At 36.0% G+C, this 18,155-nt stretch carries 10 protein-coding genes; 7 read left to right on the top strand and 3 right to left on the bottom strand.

Features of this window, described 5'->3' with window-relative positions:
* The first annotated feature begins 7 nt into the window (after positions 1 to 7).
* The 4 genes from LV89_RS10655 (at position 8) to LV89_RS10640 (ending at position 8,681) form a co-directional block, all read left to right on the top strand.
* The gene (locus tag LV89_RS10655; protein WP_109742876.1) at positions 8 to 1,885 is read left to right on the top strand and encodes a RagB/SusD family nutrient uptake outer membrane protein; all 1,878 of its coding nucleotides are present in this window, start codon (positions 8 to 10) and stop codon (positions 1,883 to 1,885) included.
* A 217-nt stretch (positions 1,886 to 2,102) separates the two neighbouring features.
* Complete coding sequence (locus tag LV89_RS10650) at positions 2,103 to 3,440, top strand: vanadium-dependent haloperoxidase (protein WP_109742875.1); 1,338 nt, start codon at positions 2,103 to 2,105, stop codon at positions 3,438 to 3,440.
* Entirely contained in the window at positions 3,437 to 5,272 is a 1,836-nt protein-coding gene (locus LV89_RS10645; RefSeq protein WP_109742874.1) for a CRTAC1 family protein, read from the top strand. The genes LV89_RS10650 and LV89_RS10645 overlap by 4 nt, the downstream gene beginning before the upstream one ends.
* 82 nt (positions 5,273 to 5,354) lie before the next feature.
* Entirely contained in the window at positions 5,355 to 8,681 is a 3,327-nt protein-coding gene (locus LV89_RS10640) for a VCBS repeat-containing protein (RefSeq protein WP_109742873.1), read from the top strand.
* Positions 8,682 to 8,768: 87 nt separating this feature from the next.
* Here the strand turns inward: LV89_RS10640 and LV89_RS10635 are convergent, their stop codons facing one another.
* Both LV89_RS10635 and LV89_RS10630 read right to left on the bottom strand, forming a co-directional pair.
* Positions 8,769 to 10,019 (bottom strand): hypothetical protein, encoded by a 1,251-nt coding sequence (locus LV89_RS10635; RefSeq protein ID WP_109742872.1) that lies wholly within the window; start codon positions 10,017 to 10,019, stop codon positions 8,769 to 8,771.
* Positions 10,020 to 10,080: 61 nt separating this feature from the next.
* Positions 10,081 to 11,208 carry an acyltransferase family protein gene (locus LV89_RS10630; RefSeq protein ID WP_109742871.1) on the bottom strand — a complete coding sequence of 376 codons (1,128 nt, stop codon included), beginning with the start codon at positions 11,206 to 11,208 and terminating at the stop codon, positions 10,081 to 10,083.
* Between the two features lie 400 nt (positions 11,209 to 11,608).
* Between LV89_RS10630 and LV89_RS10625 the strand changes: the two genes are divergently transcribed.
* From LV89_RS10625 to LV89_RS10615, 3 genes are all read left to right on the top strand, one after another.
* Positions 11,609 to 13,273: a dihydrolipoyl dehydrogenase family protein gene (locus tag LV89_RS10625; RefSeq protein WP_109742870.1), complete on the top strand. Its 1,665-nt coding sequence runs from the start codon at positions 11,609 to 11,611 to the stop codon at positions 13,271 to 13,273.
* Between the two features lie 217 nt (positions 13,274 to 13,490).
* Entirely contained in the window at positions 13,491 to 14,276 is a 786-nt protein-coding gene (locus LV89_RS10620) for a HipA family kinase (RefSeq protein WP_109742869.1), read from the top strand.
* Positions 14,254 to 14,637 carry a DUF3037 domain-containing protein gene (locus LV89_RS10615; protein WP_109742868.1) on the top strand — a complete coding sequence of 128 codons (384 nt, stop codon included), beginning with the start codon at positions 14,254 to 14,256 and terminating at the stop codon, positions 14,635 to 14,637. The genes LV89_RS10620 and LV89_RS10615 overlap by 23 nt, the downstream gene beginning before the upstream one ends.
* Before the next feature lie 74 nt (positions 14,638 to 14,711).
* Here the strand turns inward: LV89_RS10615 and LV89_RS10610 are convergent, their stop codons facing one another.
* On the bottom strand, positions 14,712 to 17,831 hold the full coding sequence (locus LV89_RS10610; protein ID WP_109742867.1) for a DUF1508 domain-containing protein: 3,120 nt from the start codon (positions 17,829 to 17,831) through the stop codon (positions 14,712 to 14,714).
* Between the last annotated feature and the right edge of the window lie 324 nt (positions 17,832 to 18,155).

Raw genomic sequence — 18,155 nt, 5'->3', positions numbered from 1 at the left:
TAATAAAATGAAAAAATCAATCATAAAAATAAGCGTGCTTTTTGTATCAATGGCGTTTGTTTTGTCGTGCGATAAAGAGTTCTTGAACACTAAGCCGCTCGACAAAATCTCAAGTCAAGCCACTTGGGCAGATGGAGCACTTTCAGAAGCCTTCATATTTAACGTTTATTCATACTTGGGTTACGGTGGTTTTGAAGAACAAGCACTTGCTGCTTATACCGACGAAGCAATGTTTACCCACGCAGGTAGAAATATCAATACATTTACAGAAGGTTCAGAAACGGCAAACAACAAAGCTTGGGAAAGTCCAACGTATGAATACGGTAGAATGTATTTAGCCATCAGACAAGCCAATGTAGCTTTACAGAGTCTTCCAACGGCAACATTTACAGATGCAACCTTGAAAGAAAAACTTACGGGTGAAGCTTATTTCTTGAGAGCGTATTACTACCAACAATTAGTTAGATTCTACGGTGGTGTACCATTAATTAGCAAACCTTATGGTTTAAATGAAGATTACACCATTGCAAGAAGCACTTATGACGAATGTATTAAGTTTATTGTAAGCGACCTTGACAATGCTATCAAATTATTAGACGGTAAAAGTACTGTTGCGGGTAGAGCTACAAAAATTAGTGCAATGGCTCTTAAAGCACGTGTTCTTTTATATGCAGCAAGTGATATACATGATGCAGCTTCATTAAAAGCTAAATCTCCGACGTTAGGCAACTTTACTAATCTTGATTTGTTAGCTTATACTTCAGGCGACAGAGCTACAAGATGGGCAGCAGCAAAAGCAGCAGCGAAAGCGGTTTTAGATGTTTCGGCAGGATATAAATTGAATTTGACTGCTCCAGCAACAGCCGCTGATGGAACGGCAAATTATATGTCAATTGCAATGGGTGGACAAAGTGCAGTAGGTGATGCTTCGGCATCTTCTGAATTGATTTTCCAAAGAACACACACTGGTCTTTACACTGCTGAAGATAACTGGCCTTTAGGTGGTATTCACTACGGAATTAACAATGGGCCAAATGGTTATCATAACTGGGCGGGAAATACGCCTATCCAAAATTTAGTTGATGACTATGAAATGATGGACGGTTCTAAATTTGATTGGACTAAAGCAGAACACAAAGCAGCTCCTTATGCAAACCGTGACCCACGTTTTTATGCAACTGTTTTATACGATGGAGCAACTTGGAAACCAAGACCATCTGACGTAGCAGGACTTGACCCAGTAAATCAAATCCAAACAGGATATTATGATGATGGTGCAGGTGGAAAAGTTAACGGTATTGATACAAGAGAATCAGCCGTAGAAAACTGGAACGGTAGTAGAACCCACTATTATACTCGTAAGTTTATTGATGCGAACCCAGGTTTAGCAGATAACCAATCAAGTGCTCAGGTTATTCCTTGGCCATTTATCAGAGTAACTGAAATGGCTTTAAGTTATGCAGAAGCCGCTCTTGAAACTGGCGACGAAGCAGAAGCATTAAAATGGGTAAACAGAATCAGATTTAGAGCTGGTATGCCTGCGGTAACTGATAAAGGAGATGCACTTCGCCAAAGAATTCGTAACGAAAGACGTATTGAATTGGTTTACGAAGAACACCGTTATCATGATGCACGTAGATGGTTAATTGCTCCAACAACCGTTGGTAGAGGTATTAAGTCTCTTAATATCGAAGCTAAATTGAAAGCAGGTGCAAAAGCTTTAAAACCATACAAACACGACAAAACTGTTTATAACTATACTTACACAGTGGTTGATAATACTGAAAATGAAACCAGAAAATGGGTTGATAAAATGTATTTCAGACCATTGAGTAGAGATGAAATGAGCAGAAATAGTAAGTTGGTTCAAAACCCTGGTTATTAATATTGAATAACCTTTGAAAATTAAAAATCTACCTCTATTTTGGGGTAGATTTTTAATTTTTATAGCCTCTTTAATAAAAAAAATAACGAAAGGCGATTTGCGAAAAAGCGAATAAGAAAATCAATAGCTTATCTTGCAAACCTCTATCAGTTAAGTTTAAACTTTAGTCTAAAAAAAAAAGTCTAAACAACTTCAAAACTTCCCAAACCCAAGATATATGAGAATAAAATTACTGCTTATATTATTTCCACTTTTTCTTATCGTACTTTTTCTCAGTTGTGAATCCACAAAGCCCATATCTGACCAAGAATTAACCACTAAATGGGCGGATATGACGCTCTATATTACCAAAAATACGCCCTCAAACTCGCCCACTTATTCATCAAGATGCTTGGGATATATTGGTTTGACAATGTATGAATCTGTGGTGAATGCTTATCCAAACTATCAATCTCTATCAGGACAATTAAATGGATTAGACAGTCTTCCCAAACCAGAAAAAAACAAAAAATATGATTGGAAATTATCTTTAAATGCTGCTCAAGCTACTGTTTTAAAAAATATTTATAATCAAACTTCCGATAAAAATAAACTCAAAATAGATTCTTTGGAAAACGTTATTTTTGAGTACTACACACAAAACATTCAAGATAAAGCATTAATTGAGCGGTCTGTAACTTTTGGAAAATCCATAGCAAATTCCATTTTTGAATGGTCAAAAACTGATGGTGGACATCGTGGATATTTAAAGAATTTTGACAAAAAAATGGTTCATCCTCAGCGTGCTGGTTCTTGGAGTCCACCTTTGTTTGCTCAATCGTTTAGCCATTATCCTCTGCATCCACATTGGGGCGAAAACAGAACTTTTTTAAAAGTAAATCATGAGATTCAAGACCCAAAAGTGATTCCGTTTGACACTTTACCAAATTCTGAATACTATCAACAATTTCAGAGAACTGCGAAACAAAAGGAAACGCTCACGCAAGCTCAAAAAGAAGCCGCTATTTGGTGGAGTGATGACCCCGAAGAGACTTTCACACCTCCGGGGCATTCTTATTATTTGGCAACTTTGGTAATTAAAAAAGTTCAACCAGATTTAATAAAATGTACAGAAACTTACGCAAAAGTAGGTTTAGCAGTAGCAGATGCTTTTATCAATTGTTGGAAATGGAAGTACAAATTCTTTACCGAACGCCCTAATAATTATGTTACCCAACATATAAATCAGCGTTGGGAATCTTTTTGGCCAGACCCTCCTTTCCCTGCATTTCCGAGCGGACACGCCATTCAAGCGTCTGCAACCGCCACTGTTTTAGCGGGTATGTATGGCGACAAATTTACTTTTACAGATGACGCCCATGTCGGTAGAAAAAAAGACGAAATCAGAAATGTAGATTATAAAGCACGAAACTATAATTCCTTTTGGGAAGTGGCACAAGAAACAGCTAATTCACGGTTTTACGGAGGAATTCACATTCCGCAAGACAATGAGCGAGGCTTAGAAAAAGGCAAAGAAGTAGGCGAAAATATTAACCACTTAATTTGGAAAAAATGAGATTTTTAGAGAATTTATTACAAAAAATATTATTGTTTAATTTTAAAAAACCTCACCCCCAACCCCTCTCCGATAAAGAGGGGAGCATTTGCCTCATTTTTACTCCCCTCTCTTTTGGAGAGGGGTTGGGGGTGAGGTTTTCATTAAAGTTATCACTGTTTATAACATCATTAATAATATCGTTAAATATAGAATTATCCGCCCAAAACAGCCTACCAACTGCTTTTAAAGACATCACAAAAGAATCTGGCATTAAACATCAATTTCAAGTCTATGAAGGTTTTTTAGGTGGAGGAGCTTGCGTTTTTGACTTTAATAATGATGGCTTCGACGACCTTTTTTTAACAGGTGGAATGGCAGACGATATTCTGTATCTGAACAATAAAAACGGAACATTTACCAATATTTATCAAAAATCAGGGCTAACAGGAACAAAGAATTTTGTGACACAAGGAGCAGTTTCGGCAGATGTAAATCGTGATGGATTTGTAGATTTATACATTACGACAATTACCTCAAAAGGTGCAAAAAAACTGATTCCAAGAGCGATAAATTTATTGTATCTAAATAACGGAAACAACACTTTTAGAGATGTTACCAAAGAATTTGGCTTAGATAAATTAAATTCTTTCAGCACAGGAGCGTGTTTCGGAGATTTTAATGCAGATGGTTTTCCAGACCTTTATGTAGGAAATTATTTTACGGAATATCCGGGAGATTTAAGCACAATAAATGATGCCATGATTGCGAGTGCTAACCAAATTACGGAAGGATATTTATTGATAAATGAAAAAGGAAAAGCCTTCAAAAATGTTTATCAAGATTATGGACTAAGCCACAAAGGATTCGGTTTTGGCGGTGTTTTTACAGATTTTGACAACGATGGCGACCAAGACCTTTTTGTAAATCATGATTTTGGCTATAAACGCACGCCAGACTTATTATTAGAAAATCAATCGCCTTGGAATTCTTTCAAAGATGTGGCTCCGCAGTTGGGTATGGATTTGAAAATAAATTCAATGGGAACTGCCGTTGGAGATTATAACAATGACGGTTTGATGGACTATTTTGTGACGAATATCCGTTTCAATAAATTTATGGTTAATCAGGGAGTTGGTAAGCCTTTTTTAGAAAAATCGCAAGAATTGGGATTGGGAATGATGACGATTAGTTGGGGGGCAAATTTTGCCGATTTCGACCACGATGGCGACCTTGATTTATTTGTAGCCAACGGAGATTTAAACCCAAATTGTACGCCCATTGCAGATTATCTTTTCGATAATGTCAACGGAAAATTCATTGACAAAGCACGTGAAAAAGGCTTAAATGATTATGGAATAGCTCGTGGTTCAGTAACGTTGGATATTGATAATGACGGAGATTTAGATTTATTGGTTGTGAACCAAAAACCTGTTTTAGATTTTCCAACTGTTTCAGAAACACATCTGTACCGCAATGATTCGGCACATGGGAATTGGATTAAAATTGCGTTGAAAGGTCTCGAAGCGGAAACAAGAGGTTTGGGTTCAAAGGTGGAAATTGTCGTAAATGGCAAACATTATTTTCAAGAAATTGACGGAGGAGGTTCAAGTCATTTATCGCAAAACGCTCCGTATGCACATTTTGGTTTAGGCAATGCTAACAAAATCGACGAAATCATTATTCATTGGACAGGAGGCAATACGCAAACGCTTAAAAATCAAAAAGTTAATCAATTGATTACGATTACAGAAGAAAAATCAAATACCAATAGTTCAATCATACCTTGGATTGCTATTGGGGTAGCTTTATTGGGTGGAGGTTTATTCTTCCAAAAAAGGACATTAAAGTAAGAGAGGTTTCCAACCTGCTAAAAAAACAAATTGATAGGTCGAAAATCTGTCCTACTAAAACATCAAATTCAGTTTATAATCTATGAAAATTTCTAAACAATATATTCTCTTCATTGCTTTGTTCTTCACGCTGAGTAATTGTAAAAAATCAACTCAAACAGAAGAAAATGATGGTTCTGAGCCATTATTTCAATTACTTCCTGCCGAAAAAACACACGTAGATTTTCAAAACGTTATTCAAGAAGGTTTAAATACGAATGTTTTGATGTACGAATATTTCTACAATGGCGGCGGAGTAGCAGTTGGCGATGTCAATAATGATGGACTTGAAGATTTATATTTTACTTCAAATATGCAGGTCAATCGCCTGTATTTGAACAGAGGAAATATGTCTTTTGAAGACGTTTCGGCACTTTCTGGTGTAAAAGGTCGAGAAGGTCCTTGGAAAACAGGGGCTACAATGGCAGATGTAAATGGAGATGGTTTATTGGATATTTTCGTGTGTTATTCGGGAGCTGTTCGTCCTGAAAACAGAATGAAACAACTGTTTATAAATCAAGGAAATGATGCAAATGGAATTCCACAATTTGCTGATAAAGCCGCTGAATATGGTTTAGACAATGTTTCTACAAGTACGCAAGCCTCCTTTTTTGATTATGACCGTGACGGAGATTTAGATATGTTTCTCTTGAATCATAACATTAAATCATTGCCAGTTCTCAATGTTTTGAACACGACAGAAACTTTAAAAATTGAAGACCCAATTAGTGGCGTTCGCCTTTATAGACACGACAAAGGCAAAGACGGTCAACCCCATTTTACAGACGTAACCAAGCAAGCACATATTTCAAGCTCGCCCCTCTCCTACGGTTTGGGCATCGGAATTGCCGATTTTAACCAAGATGGTTGGCAAGATATGTACATTTCAAACGATTATACCGTGCCTGATTATTTGTACATCAACGACAAAAAAGGTGGTTTCATCAATCAAATCAACGATAAATTGGGGCATAATTCCATGTACTCGATGGGCAATGATGTTTCAGACGTGAATAATGATGGACTGATGGATATTTTCACGCTTGATATGTTGCCAGAAGATAATCGTCGGCAAAAATTATTAATGGCGACAGACAGTTACGAAAAATTCAATTTTAATGTGCAAGTGGGTTTTGGCTATCAATATATGCGAAATATGTTGCAAATAAATGGTGGAAACAATGTTGAAAATGACAAATCTTTTCTATTTAACGAAGTAGGACAATACGCTGGCATTTCCAATACAGATTGGTCGTGGGCTGCCCTTTTTGCCGATTATGATAATGATGGTTGGAAAGATTTATACATCACCAATGGATATTTGAGAGACTATACAAATCTTGATTTTATTAAATACATGAATGATTTTACGGCTCAAAATCAAGGAAATATGAACCGTGAAAGAGCCTTAGAATTGGTAAATCAAATGCCTTCGAGTAATGTAACCAATTATCTTTTCAGAAATAATGGAGATTTAACATTTTCCGACAAAGTTACCTCATGGGGAACAAATCAAACCTCAAATAGTCACGGTGCGGCTTACGCAGATTTGGACAACGATGGCGATTTAGATTTAGTTGTGAATAACGTAAATCAACCTGCTTTTATCTACCAAAATCAGTCGAATAATAAAAACAATTACCTCAAACTGAAATTAGAGGGTGACGGCATGAATCGTCAGGGAATTGGAGCAAAAGTTACGGTTTATAGTCAGGGTAAAATACAATTTCAAGAAAAAATGCCCACGCATGGCTATCAATCAAGTGTTACTAATTTTCTTCATTTCGGACTTGGTAAAAACACGCAAATAGACTCTTTAAAAGTAGTTTGGCTTACAGGAAAATCCGAAACGCTAAAAGCTGTCAAAGCCAATCAAACGCTAACGATTTCGGAGAAAAATGCAAAAAATAGTGCTTCAAAAAATATAGAATCAAAAAGTAATTTTCAAGAAATACAAACGCTTGTTTTTGAGCATAGAAAGGATACAATTAATGACTTCAAACGTCAATCGTTAATGACTAACCCAATGTCTTTCCAAGGTCCTTGTATGGCAAAAGGTGATGTAAATGGTGACGGTTTAGAAGATATTTTTGTGGGCGGAGCAAGCAATCAAGCAGGAGAAATTTATCTTCAAAACAAGACAGGTAATTTCACAAAACAAGTTCAAAAAGCCTTTGAAATTGACAAAGCAAGCTACGATACTGACGCACTTTTCTTCGATGCTAATGGTGATAAATTCTTAGATTTATACGTTTGTAGCGGCGGATATGGCAATTATCAAGCGAACGACAAAGCTCTGCAAGACCGACTTTATCTAAATGACGGCAAAGGGAATTTCAATAAAACAGCTTTACCGCAAATGTTTACAAGTACGAGTTGTGTACGTGCAGGCGATGCAAACGGCGATGGGAAATTAGATTTATTCGTAGGCGGGCGAGTTGTCATTGGAAGTTATCCAACTGCTCCCAATAGTTATGTTTTAATCAATAATGGGCAAGGAAAGTTTACCAATCAAACGCCCGAAGAAATTAAGCAAATCGGCATGGTAACAGATGCTGCTTGGCACGATTTGGACGGTGATAAAAAGAATGAGTTAATCATTATAGGTGAATTTATGCCAATAACCGTTTTCAAAGTTGAAAAAGGTCAATTTGAAAATGTAACGGATAAATATTTCGAGAAAACTTACTCAGGACTTTGGAATAAATTATTGATTGATGACTTCAACGGTGATGGTAAAGCGGATTTAATTGTAGGAAATTTAGGACAAAACTCGCAACTGAAAGTTACAGAAAATCAGCCCTTAGACCTCTATTTCAAAGATTTTGACGAAAATGGTTCGGTTGAGCCAATTCTTTGTTCATATATTCAAGGTAAAAGTTATCCGTATCTCACTCGTGATGAATTATTGGAACAAACGCCAGTTTACAAAAAAATATTCACGGATTATAAAACCTATTCAGAAGCAACGATTGAGGATATTTTCAAAAATGGAGAATTGGATAAAGCAGGACATTTAACTGCGAACTACTTGAAAACGATGTATTTTGTAGGAAATTCTTCTGGAAAATTTGAAGAAAAATCTTTACCAAAAGAAGTTCAATACGCACCGATTTTCACGATTAGTGTACTTGATTTTGACCATGATGGCAAAAAAGATTTAGTTTTAGCAGGAAACATTCACCATGCAAGATTAAGATTTGGAAATTATGATGCCAACAAAGGATTTGTTTTCAAAAATGATGGAAAAGGGAACTTCAATTATAATACTTCTTTAGGCGTAAAAGGTGATGTAAGAAGTGGATTAGTAATCAATAATGTGCTATTCTTAGGGTTGAATCAGGGAAAGGTTAAGGCTTTTAAGTTTTAAATTATTAAGAGTTGCCTCAGGTAGGGACGAATAGCATTCGTCCAACTGCACAACGATAGACGAATGCTATTCGTCCCTACCTAAAATTTACTTTATTTCACTTCTCAACACCTTTATTAACCAATAAATCACTCCTACAAAAACAACCATTTCTAAAGTATATTCTACGGCAAACTTTGCACCTAAAAGGTTATCAAATCTTAAAAATGGTTTTCCAATTCTAAACCAAAATGAAGGTTGTACTGTTGCAAAAGATTGAACTAAAAACGTGATAATCAGGAATGTTTTATTCTTGAAGAAGTTAAAACCGAAAATCAAAGGCATAGCAAAAATGAAAATATAATTGGCATAAGCTCCAATTTGCACAACCATCATCACGCCAAAAATTAGCATCCAAATTTTAGGCATAAATTGCTGAATATCAAGCGATTTATCTTTCATTGTTTGCCAAATCGCAATGGATAAAATAACGAAAAGTCCTATCCAATTCAACAGTTTAATATCCGATGTAATGCCATAATTCCAAATCAAAGGATTAATCACCGACCACATATTTACCGCCATTGGTTCTTGTGCCAAACGAATAGGCATTAAAAATGAAGTGCTACTCAATACATACAAAAACAACAAAACAGGCAACCCGACGACGGCATTTCCAAGCACAAATTGTACTTTGTTTTTCAGTTTTAAGAATAATAAAGGAAGCAACAAAACGAAAAACGCCTTCGTGACCAATAAGCCCAAACCTGTAATAATTCCCAAAACGAAATCTGACTTTTTTCTTTGCCAAGCATAAACCACCAAGCAAGCAAAACCCCACATCCAAATATCTTCTTGTCCACCCAAAACACAAAAAATGTAAGGTGCGGGCAATAACAAATAAATCAATCCTTTAAACAAAGTTGAAGCCGAACTTCTATCAGGATACGTTTTCATGGTAAGCCATAAAACTGCCATTTCAATTAAAATCATCAATAGCGTTACGGCACGAGCAGTATCCCACAAAAACAAAGGTAAAGCAGTTATGTAAGCAAAAAAAGGAGAATATAACGATTCAAAATCACGATAAACCAATTTTAATTTGGCGGCTTGTTGAGCTGATTTCCAAAAAATTTGAACATCCGACTGGGCATCGTAGCCATAATACACGTAAACAATCAAAAATGGAAGAATACGCAAACAAAAAGTTATCAAAAAGAAAGATTTTCCTTTTCCAAAACGAGCAAAAAAACTTTCAATTTCACTTCTAAAACGAAATGCGATAACTGCCAACAAACACAGAGTAGCAGAAATATATGCTTTATTGTAAACTACTTCGTAAAGTTCGTAATCTGTCATATTTATAAGTCACCAAGGTTAAATACTCTTAGTCTTAAATAATTAAAAAATTAAGGATTAGTTATTTTCCACTTTTAACAGTCGTGAATTTATCTTTGAGCGTTAAAAATGGTTTTTCAAAAAATTCGTAAGAAATAGCAGAAATAATAATTGTCAAAACGTAAGTAATCGGATAACTCACCCAATTACTTTGATTGTAAGCCATTGAAATTTTTACGCCAATAACCACCGCAATCGTATGATACATATACATTCCGTATGTTATTTTCCCTAAATAATCAAAAACAGGATTTTCCAAATTCAGAATATTGTCTGGGTTTTTAGCCAAATTCATCAAAATAAGCGTAAAAATAAAAGCATAAACTTCTTGATTCACTCCCGGTAAATAAACGCCAATGATGAGCATTCCAAGTAGAAGTGCATATAATCCGATTTGAAAATATCTGTGAAATATCAGTTTAACTAATTTTGATTCAAGATGATAATAGGTAAAATATGCTCCAATTGCACCCAAAATCATACAGGTCAATCGTAAAGATTTTATAAATTCATTCAAATACTTCCACAACCCAACTTCTGGCATATACAAAACCGTAAGCGAACGAACGATGTAAATAGTAACCAAGAAAAAAACCATCACTACTAATAGACGTTTGGGTTTAGTCTGACGAATCACCCAAGGCCAAAAGTAATAAAATTGTTCCTCCACTCCTATCGACCAATTTTGAGACAAATATGGAATGTGCTTAAAAACACCTGTAACAACATTTGGAAGAATTAAAACATAGAGAATTATTTTCTCCGTAAAATCAATGCCAATACTTGCCGTTTCATCTGGAATATCAAGAAAAGGTATTTGGGGTAATACAAAAAGTCCTAAGATAACCGTCAAAAAATATAAAGGCCAAATTCTAAGCACTCGTCTCATATAAAAGCTTTTTATATCAATGGTATTCGTTCGTTCTTTTTCAACAAATAATAAAGATGTAATCAAGAAACCGCTTAAAACAAAAAATAAGAAAACGCTTAAAGGACCAATCATTCTTATAAATCGTGTATAAAATATATGATTGGCAAAACCGAACTTATCTTTAAATTGTTCTATATGATGTATAATAACCCAAAAAGCCGCAATAAAACGAACGCCATTGAGATTAGGAAAAAATAAAGAGTTTTTGGTTGAAGACATTGAGGTCTGTTTTTTCAGAACTACAAAATTAAACGCTTTGTGGTCGTTTACCAAGATATTCTCTTGGGATTTAGGTAACGGTATAAAATATCGGAAGGCGTTTTGAGAAAATTACACTTTAAATTTATGTGGTTTTGAGTATAATTTGTCACGATTATTTCTTTGTCAATTGACAAAACAAAATTGGGAAGTGCGAATAATTTTATAATATTTAGAGAACATAAAAACATTCTGAACATCAAAAAACAGGAAAATTTCAAGAAATTATCAAGACAAATTTATATTTTTTCAAGATAGCTTTTGAAAGCAATGGTTTAGCCTTATTTTTGAATTTTAAATCGAACAATATACTCAAAAGGCAAATATTTTGCTGAAAGATTAAATTCCTATACAAAGAAAAATGGTAGAAATTATAACCATGCCCAAAATGAGCGACACCATGACTGAAGGTGTTGTGGCAGAATGGCTCAAAAAAGTTGGTGATGTCTTAAAACCAGGTGACGGATTATTAGCTGAAATCGAAACAGATAAAGCTACAATGGAACTTGACTTAGACGAAAGAATGGATTTGAGCAATTTTAAAGATTGCCGTCTATTATACATAGGTTTAGAAAAAGGTAAAGCAGTACCTGTTGATAGTATCATTGCTATCATTGGTGAAAATGGAGAAGCATTTGAACACCTTATCGGAGGTGGTTCTGCCACTTCAGCTCCTGCACCAGCAGCAGTTGAAACTCCCGCAGCAGCACCTGCACCAGTGGCAAGTACACCTGCGGTTGATACATCTTCAATCAAAGCTGAAATCATCGGAATGCCAAAAATGAGCGATACGATGGAAGAAGGAACTTTGGTAGCATGGGTTAAAAAAGTAGGTGACGTTATCAAACCTGGTGATACATTATTAGCTGAAATCGAAACTGATAAAGCTACAATGGAATTTGAGTTAGATAATTTCTTAGATGTAACAAAATATAATCCTTGTACGCTTTTATATATTGGTATCGAAGCAGGTAAAACCGTTGCAGTTGACCAAGTAATTGCAATTATCGGTGAACCTGGGGCTGATTTCCAAGCATTATTAAGTGGAGGTACTCCTGCGGCAGCTCCAGTAGCAGCTCCTGCTCCTGTACAAGCGGCGGCAGCTCCTGCACCAGCGGTTGAAGCAGTTGCAGTAAGTGATGCAGATGGACGTGTAAAAGCATCTCCATTGGCTAAAGCTTTAGCAAAAGACAAAGGCATTAACATTGCTCAAGTAAAAGGAACTGGAGAAAATGGACGTATCGTTAAAGCGGATATTGATAATTTTGTTCCTGCTGCAAAATCGGCTGAAGCTCCTACAAAAGCAGCTTCAAGTTCAGTTCCTGCTGTTAGCGGTGTAGAAAGTTTTGAAGAGATTCCATTAACGCAAATGCGTAAGGCAATTGCAAGAAGTTTAGCTGATTCTCAATCTACTGCTGTTGATTTCCAATTAACCATGGAAATCTGTATGGACAAAGCCATGCAAGCAAGAGAAGTAATGAACAGTGCTTCTCCAGTGAAAATTTCATTCAACGACATGATTTTGAAAGCTTGTGGCGTTGCTTTGAAAAAACATCCAAACGTAAATTCTTCATGGAGAGAAGACCACATCAGACGTAATAGCCATGTACATATCGGTATGGCGGTTGCTATCGCTGAAGGTTTGGTTGTTCCTGTAATTCGTTTTGCTGATACTTTACCATTATCTGTTTTAGCAGCAACTACAAAAGATTTGGGCGGAAAAGCGAAAAACGGAAAACTTCAACCAAAAGATTGGGAAGGTAACACTTTCACAGTAAGTAACTTAGGAATGTTTGGTATTGAACAATTTACTTCAATCATCAACAATCCTAAAAACGAATCTTGTATTTTATCAGTAGGTGGAATTAAAGAAACGGTTGCCGTGAAAAATGGTCAATTCTATGCAACAAATATTATGAAAATCACGCTTACTTGCGACCATAGAGTAGTTGATGGTGCAAGCGGTGCGGCTTTCTTGGTATCATTAAAAGAATTACTTGAAGAACCTTATAAATTATTAGTTTAATTTAAGGTGTTAGGTTTTAGGAGTTGGGTATTAGAAAATGACCTTAGTGTATTTTCTAACTTGACATATTTCCTTAAATAATATTCTCAAAAAAGGGTGACGGGTAAATTTATCGTCACCCTTTTTTGTTTAATAAAGACAAGTGTTTATGAGTATGGGCAACCAATCCGCTTTATCGCAAATCGCTTTTCCTTAGAATATTAATCCAAATCAACAAATGATAAATCCAGAATTAAGAACTGTCAATGTAACTCGCTACGTAACGCCCTTGCGTGAAGGTGGTTCATTGCCTGCCATCGTTGAAGCAGACGACGGTTTTCTATATGTTTTAAAATTTAGAGGAGCAGGACAAGGCGTAAAAGCTCTTATTGCTGAAATTATTGGAGGGGAATTGGCTCGTGCCTTAGGCTTAAAAATGCCAGAAATCGTATATGCTAACTTAGATGACTCTTTTAGTAAAACCGAACCTGATGAAGAAATCCAAGACCTCCTCAAAGCAAGTGTTGGCTTAAATTTAGCGGTTCATTATCTTTCGGGAGCAATCACCTTCGACCCTATCGTAACAACCATTGATGCAAAGACTGCTTCAAAAATTGTTTGGTTAGATTGTCTCTTAACAAACGTTGACCGCACGGCAAGAAATACCAATATGCTGATGTGGCACAAAGAATTGTGGCTTATCGACCACGGAGCATCTCTATATTTTCATCATAACTGGGAAAATTGGGAATCACAATCTTTACGTCCCTTTGCACAAGTAAAAGACCATGTTTTGTTAGCACAAGCCACAGAACTCGAAGCCATAAACACAGAAGCAAAAGCAATTATTACCCCAAAACTTATCAAGCAAATTCTTTCGATAATTCCAGATGAATGGTTAGAAAATCGTGAAGAATCAGCCGAAGAAGTGAGAAATGTATATGCAAAATTTTTAGAAAATAGAATTTCAATATCAGATTTATTGGTAAAAGAGGCTAACCATGCAAGACAAACAAATATATGAATATGCCGTCATTCGGGTAGTACCGAGAGTAGAACGTGAAGAGTTTTTGAACGTTGGTATTATTCTCTATTGCTCGAAGCAAGGCTTTTTACAAGCAAAATATCTTTTAGACAAAGAAAGAATTTCCAGTTTTTCAAAACTCATAGATTTGGAAGAATTAGAGAAATATCTCCAAACTTGGGAAAAAATCTGCAAAGGAGGAAAAAATGGAGGTTCAATTGGAGCATTACCAATTGCATCACGGTTCAGATGGTTAACCGCCACCCGAAGCACCATTGTACAAACCTCAAAAGTTCATCCCGGACTTTGTGAAAATGCAGAACAAACTATGGATTGTTTGTTTCAAGAGTTAGTTGCTTGAATATAAAAAGAGTCTTATAATACAAAAAAGCCGTCTCGATGAGACGGCTTTTGGCTATAATATAACGAGCAAGATTATTCTTTTACAAAACGTACATCTACAATTTCAACACGTCTTTCTTTTGAAGGTGCTAAATCATAAACTGAAAGTTTTACATTTTTATTATCATCGCTCAAACCTGAAACAGAAGAATCTTCTCCATTCGCTTGTTGAGTAATTGAGATTTTATCCATGTGTTTTTTCAAAATACCATCTTCATAACTTTCTAAGTAATTCTGAATACTACTTACACGACGTTTTGTCAAGTTAATATTATAATCATTTTGTGCCAATGGACTTGCAAAGCCTTTCACGGTAATGGTCACTTTCTCTCCTTTCTGAACTGCTTCTGCAATTTTGGCTGTCAAAGCTTTTAAGTCTTCATAACCTTTTTTAACGTTATTATCGAAGAATCCTTCAACCGCAGTTTTTGCTTCTGGCGTATCTTGTTCTTTGGCAAAAGTATTTTTCAATCTCATATATTTCTCAAAAGTTTGAGTATAAGTCAATTGAGTGCTTTCAGCCTTAGAGTTTTTATTTGGTTGGTCGTTATCAAAGTATAAAACCACAGGAGCAAATCCTTCCATTTGCTCTCCAACTGGTGCAGGAGTAGCTGCGACTTTTACAGTATCAGTTGTAACTGCTGACGAATCTACCATAGCAGGAACTTCCGTTGTAGCCGCAACGGGTTCTTTCTGACAACCACGCATTAACCACCAAAGTAAAGCTCCCAATAAAGCAATTCCCAATATAGGCAATAACCATTTTGGTAAACCTCCACCTGCTACTGCTCCATCAATATCTCCATCAGCCATTGCTAAAGGGGCAACTTTTGGCGTTTCTACCACAGGTAAAACTTTTGCATCTGCATCAGGCATTAACGCCGAAGCTCCTAAAGCTGCTGCACCCGCTAAACCTGCTCCAATTACACCCGCTCCGATACCATCATTATCTTTTTTAATATCTTCAATCTTTGCGTCGGCATCACCAGATAATCCGCCTGCGAGTGCCGCTGCACCTGCTAAACCTGCTCCAATTACACCTGCTCCGATACCTTCACTTTCTTTTTCAACTTCAGTTGCCAAAGCCGATGCCCCTGCAATTTCTCCTGTTCCTGCGGAAGCTCCAAAACCAAGTCCTGCTAAACCTAAGCCTAAAATTGGGAACAATGCCCAAAGTCCTGCTTTGTCTTTTGAAGGACAACTTCTTGCAATTTCTTGATGATTTCCTGCTTTTAGAATAATATAATGTAAGCCATCTTCTTCAATTTCGGCATAACGTTCTTTAATCTCACGGTTTTTGATAACTGAGGCTACGCCATTATCTCTTGCACCTTTGGTTGGATAACCTTCACTTCTCATGATTACGTCACCATCGTTATTGACTACTGAGAAATAATATTCACCGTCTTTTTCGTTTTGAAAAGTACGAATTCCCTCCGCAGGAGACTCTTCATGTCCTTTGTAAGCATCACATGGCAAATAATCGTCAATTTCTCTATCTGAAGAATTATCACTAACGGTATCGTCAAATGAAATAGCAGCGGTTGAACCTGCTACCATAAATGGATACAAACCAAATAATTCATCTTGAATATCAAATGGGCAACTTCTGGCAATTTCTTGATGATTACCTGCTTTAAGAATTAAGAAATATTTTCCACCATCTTCAACAACACTGTAACGTTCTCTCAACTCTCTGTTTTTAGTTACAGAAGCAATACCATTGTCACGAGCAGCAGTTGTTGGATAGCCTTCACTTCTAAAAACTACTTTTCCAGATTTACTTAACATTGTAAAATAATGTTCTTTGTTTTCTGGATTTTGAAAAATTCTAAAATCTTCGGCTGGAGATTCTGTATGTCCTGCATAAGATTCACAAGGTAAATAGCTGTCAATTTGCATATTTGTATTGGTTTTGGTTTCTGAGTTTGCTTCCCCCGAAATGGGTGTTGGCATATCAATGGTAAAAGATTCGGTATTTTCAGTTACAATTTTTTGAGTTTCGTAAACTACGCCATATTGTTCAGCGTAAGAACGAGCATTTGCTAATAACCACGCTAAAGCGGTATCTCGTTGTTCAATTGTTTCAAAATCGGGGCTTTTCGCAATTTCTTGACGGTTGCCTGCACGGAGTATAAACGAGAATTTTCCGTTTTGGTCACTTTTTTCGTATCTCGTTTCCTCAATACTATTCTTAATTACTGTTTTGATACCATTGTCTCTTGCATTGCCAGAACCATAACTTTGTGAAAACAACACAGGTAAACCTGAATCGTCTTTCACAACAAAATAGTTTTGTTTGTCTTCTCCTTTGATTGAGTCAAAACCAGCGTTGGCGGACAACGGTTTTATATCAAAATTATAATGATTTACACTTTTTCGTTTTGTAGGCTCTGGATGTTCAGAAGCATACGTTGGTGCATTCGTCTGAACGAATTGTAATTGGGTTTCTGCTTCTTCTCGTGTAGTAAATTTTCTACTTCTTACAATTTCAAGATTATTTCTTTCTTTTAAAATAAAATAAAAAGCTCCCCCTTCCTCTTTTATCTCATAACGTTGTACTTTTTCAGAAGCCGCAATAACTTGTCGAATTCGTTTTTCTTTCTTAGCATTTGTGTCAAAACCTTTGCTGAATAAAAGTGCTTTCCCATTTTCATCGTTAAAATGAAAGTAGTGAGCATTTTTATCTTCACGATTAAAACTTTCAAAACCAGCTTTACCAGTTGGTGAAGCATAATCTAAATCGTAAAGCGAATCAAAATCAATTTCATTCAATGAGGGCAATACTACTTGTTCTCGTTTTACATTGGTTGTTTCAGTTGAAAAAGTATGGACTTCAACTGAATATTGAGGTTCATCGGAAGTATCTTCACTTAAAGCATCTGCGGCATCTGAAGCAGATGCATCATCAGCAAAATTTGGACTGCTCGCTACTGTTTGTCCAGCTACTAAAACATTAAAGTTTGATTGCCCTTCATTTGAAACTACTTGATAATTTGCCCGATTGGGTAAAACTTGTGTAAGCCCACGAATTGCCTCAATACAGGCATCACGGTCATTGAAGAGAATACTCGACAATACAAAACTGGCTTCATTGTCGGTAAGATTGAACGAGAACTTTCCGTCCTCTTGCTGAGTAACTAAAAATTTCATTGAACGTTATTTAGGAAGGTATGGGGGGATTTGAAAATCAAGAAAAGCACTTTCAGCCTATAAAAAAGTATAAATCTTAATTTTACAACCAAAATAACGATAAGGTTCTCATTTACAAAGGATTATTAGAAAAATTTATATTTTAAAATACAATTTTCTATGTTTATTCCTAAATGAGAATGTTTTTGAAGTTTTGGTATAAGTAGGTACAACCGTCGCTCGGTTAGGATTTAAGATGCTAATGAAAACAAACACCTTACAAAATTTCAAAATTAGTTTATAAAAGAAAAGCCCTCATTCAGAAATTGAATAAGGGCTTTTCTA

The sequence above is a fragment of the Arcicella aurantiaca genome, assembly GCF_003148625.1.
Classification (GTDB): Bacteria; Bacteroidota; Bacteroidia; order Cytophagales; family Spirosomataceae; genus Arcicella; species Arcicella aurantiaca.
The sequence above is the reverse complement of the archived record's forward strand: the minus strand, read 5'-3'. Positions and strand labels throughout refer to the sequence as shown.

Coding starts and splice junctions, on each gene's coding strand:
- LV89_RS10635 (WP_109742872.1), bottom strand. CDS start 10,019: ATGACAGATTACGAACTTTACGAAGTAGTTTACAATAAAGCATATATT.
- LV89_RS10645 (WP_109742874.1), top strand. CDS start 3,437: ATGAGATTTTTAGAGAATTTATTACAAAAAATATTATTGTTTAATTTT.
- LV89_RS10650 (WP_109742875.1), top strand. CDS start 2,103: ATGAGAATAAAATTACTGCTTATATTATTTCCACTTTTTCTTATCGTA.
- LV89_RS10615 (WP_109742868.1), top strand. CDS start 14,254: ATGCAAGACAAACAAATATATGAATATGCCGTCATTCGGGTAGTACCG.
- LV89_RS10630 (WP_109742871.1), bottom strand. CDS start 11,208: ATGTCTTCAACCAAAAACTCTTTATTTTTTCCTAATCTCAATGGCGTT.
- LV89_RS10625 (WP_109742870.1), top strand. CDS start 11,609: ATGGTAGAAATTATAACCATGCCCAAAATGAGCGACACCATGACTGAA.
- LV89_RS10655 (WP_109742876.1), top strand. CDS start 8: ATGAAAAAATCAATCATAAAAATAAGCGTGCTTTTTGTATCAATGGCG.
- LV89_RS10620 (WP_109742869.1), top strand. CDS start 13,491: ATGATAAATCCAGAATTAAGAACTGTCAATGTAACTCGCTACGTAACG.
- LV89_RS10640 (WP_109742873.1), top strand. CDS start 5,355: ATGAAAATTTCTAAACAATATATTCTCTTCATTGCTTTGTTCTTCACG.
- LV89_RS10610 (WP_109742867.1), bottom strand. CDS start 17,831: ATGAAATTTTTAGTTACTCAGCAAGAGGACGGAAAGTTCTCGTTCAAT.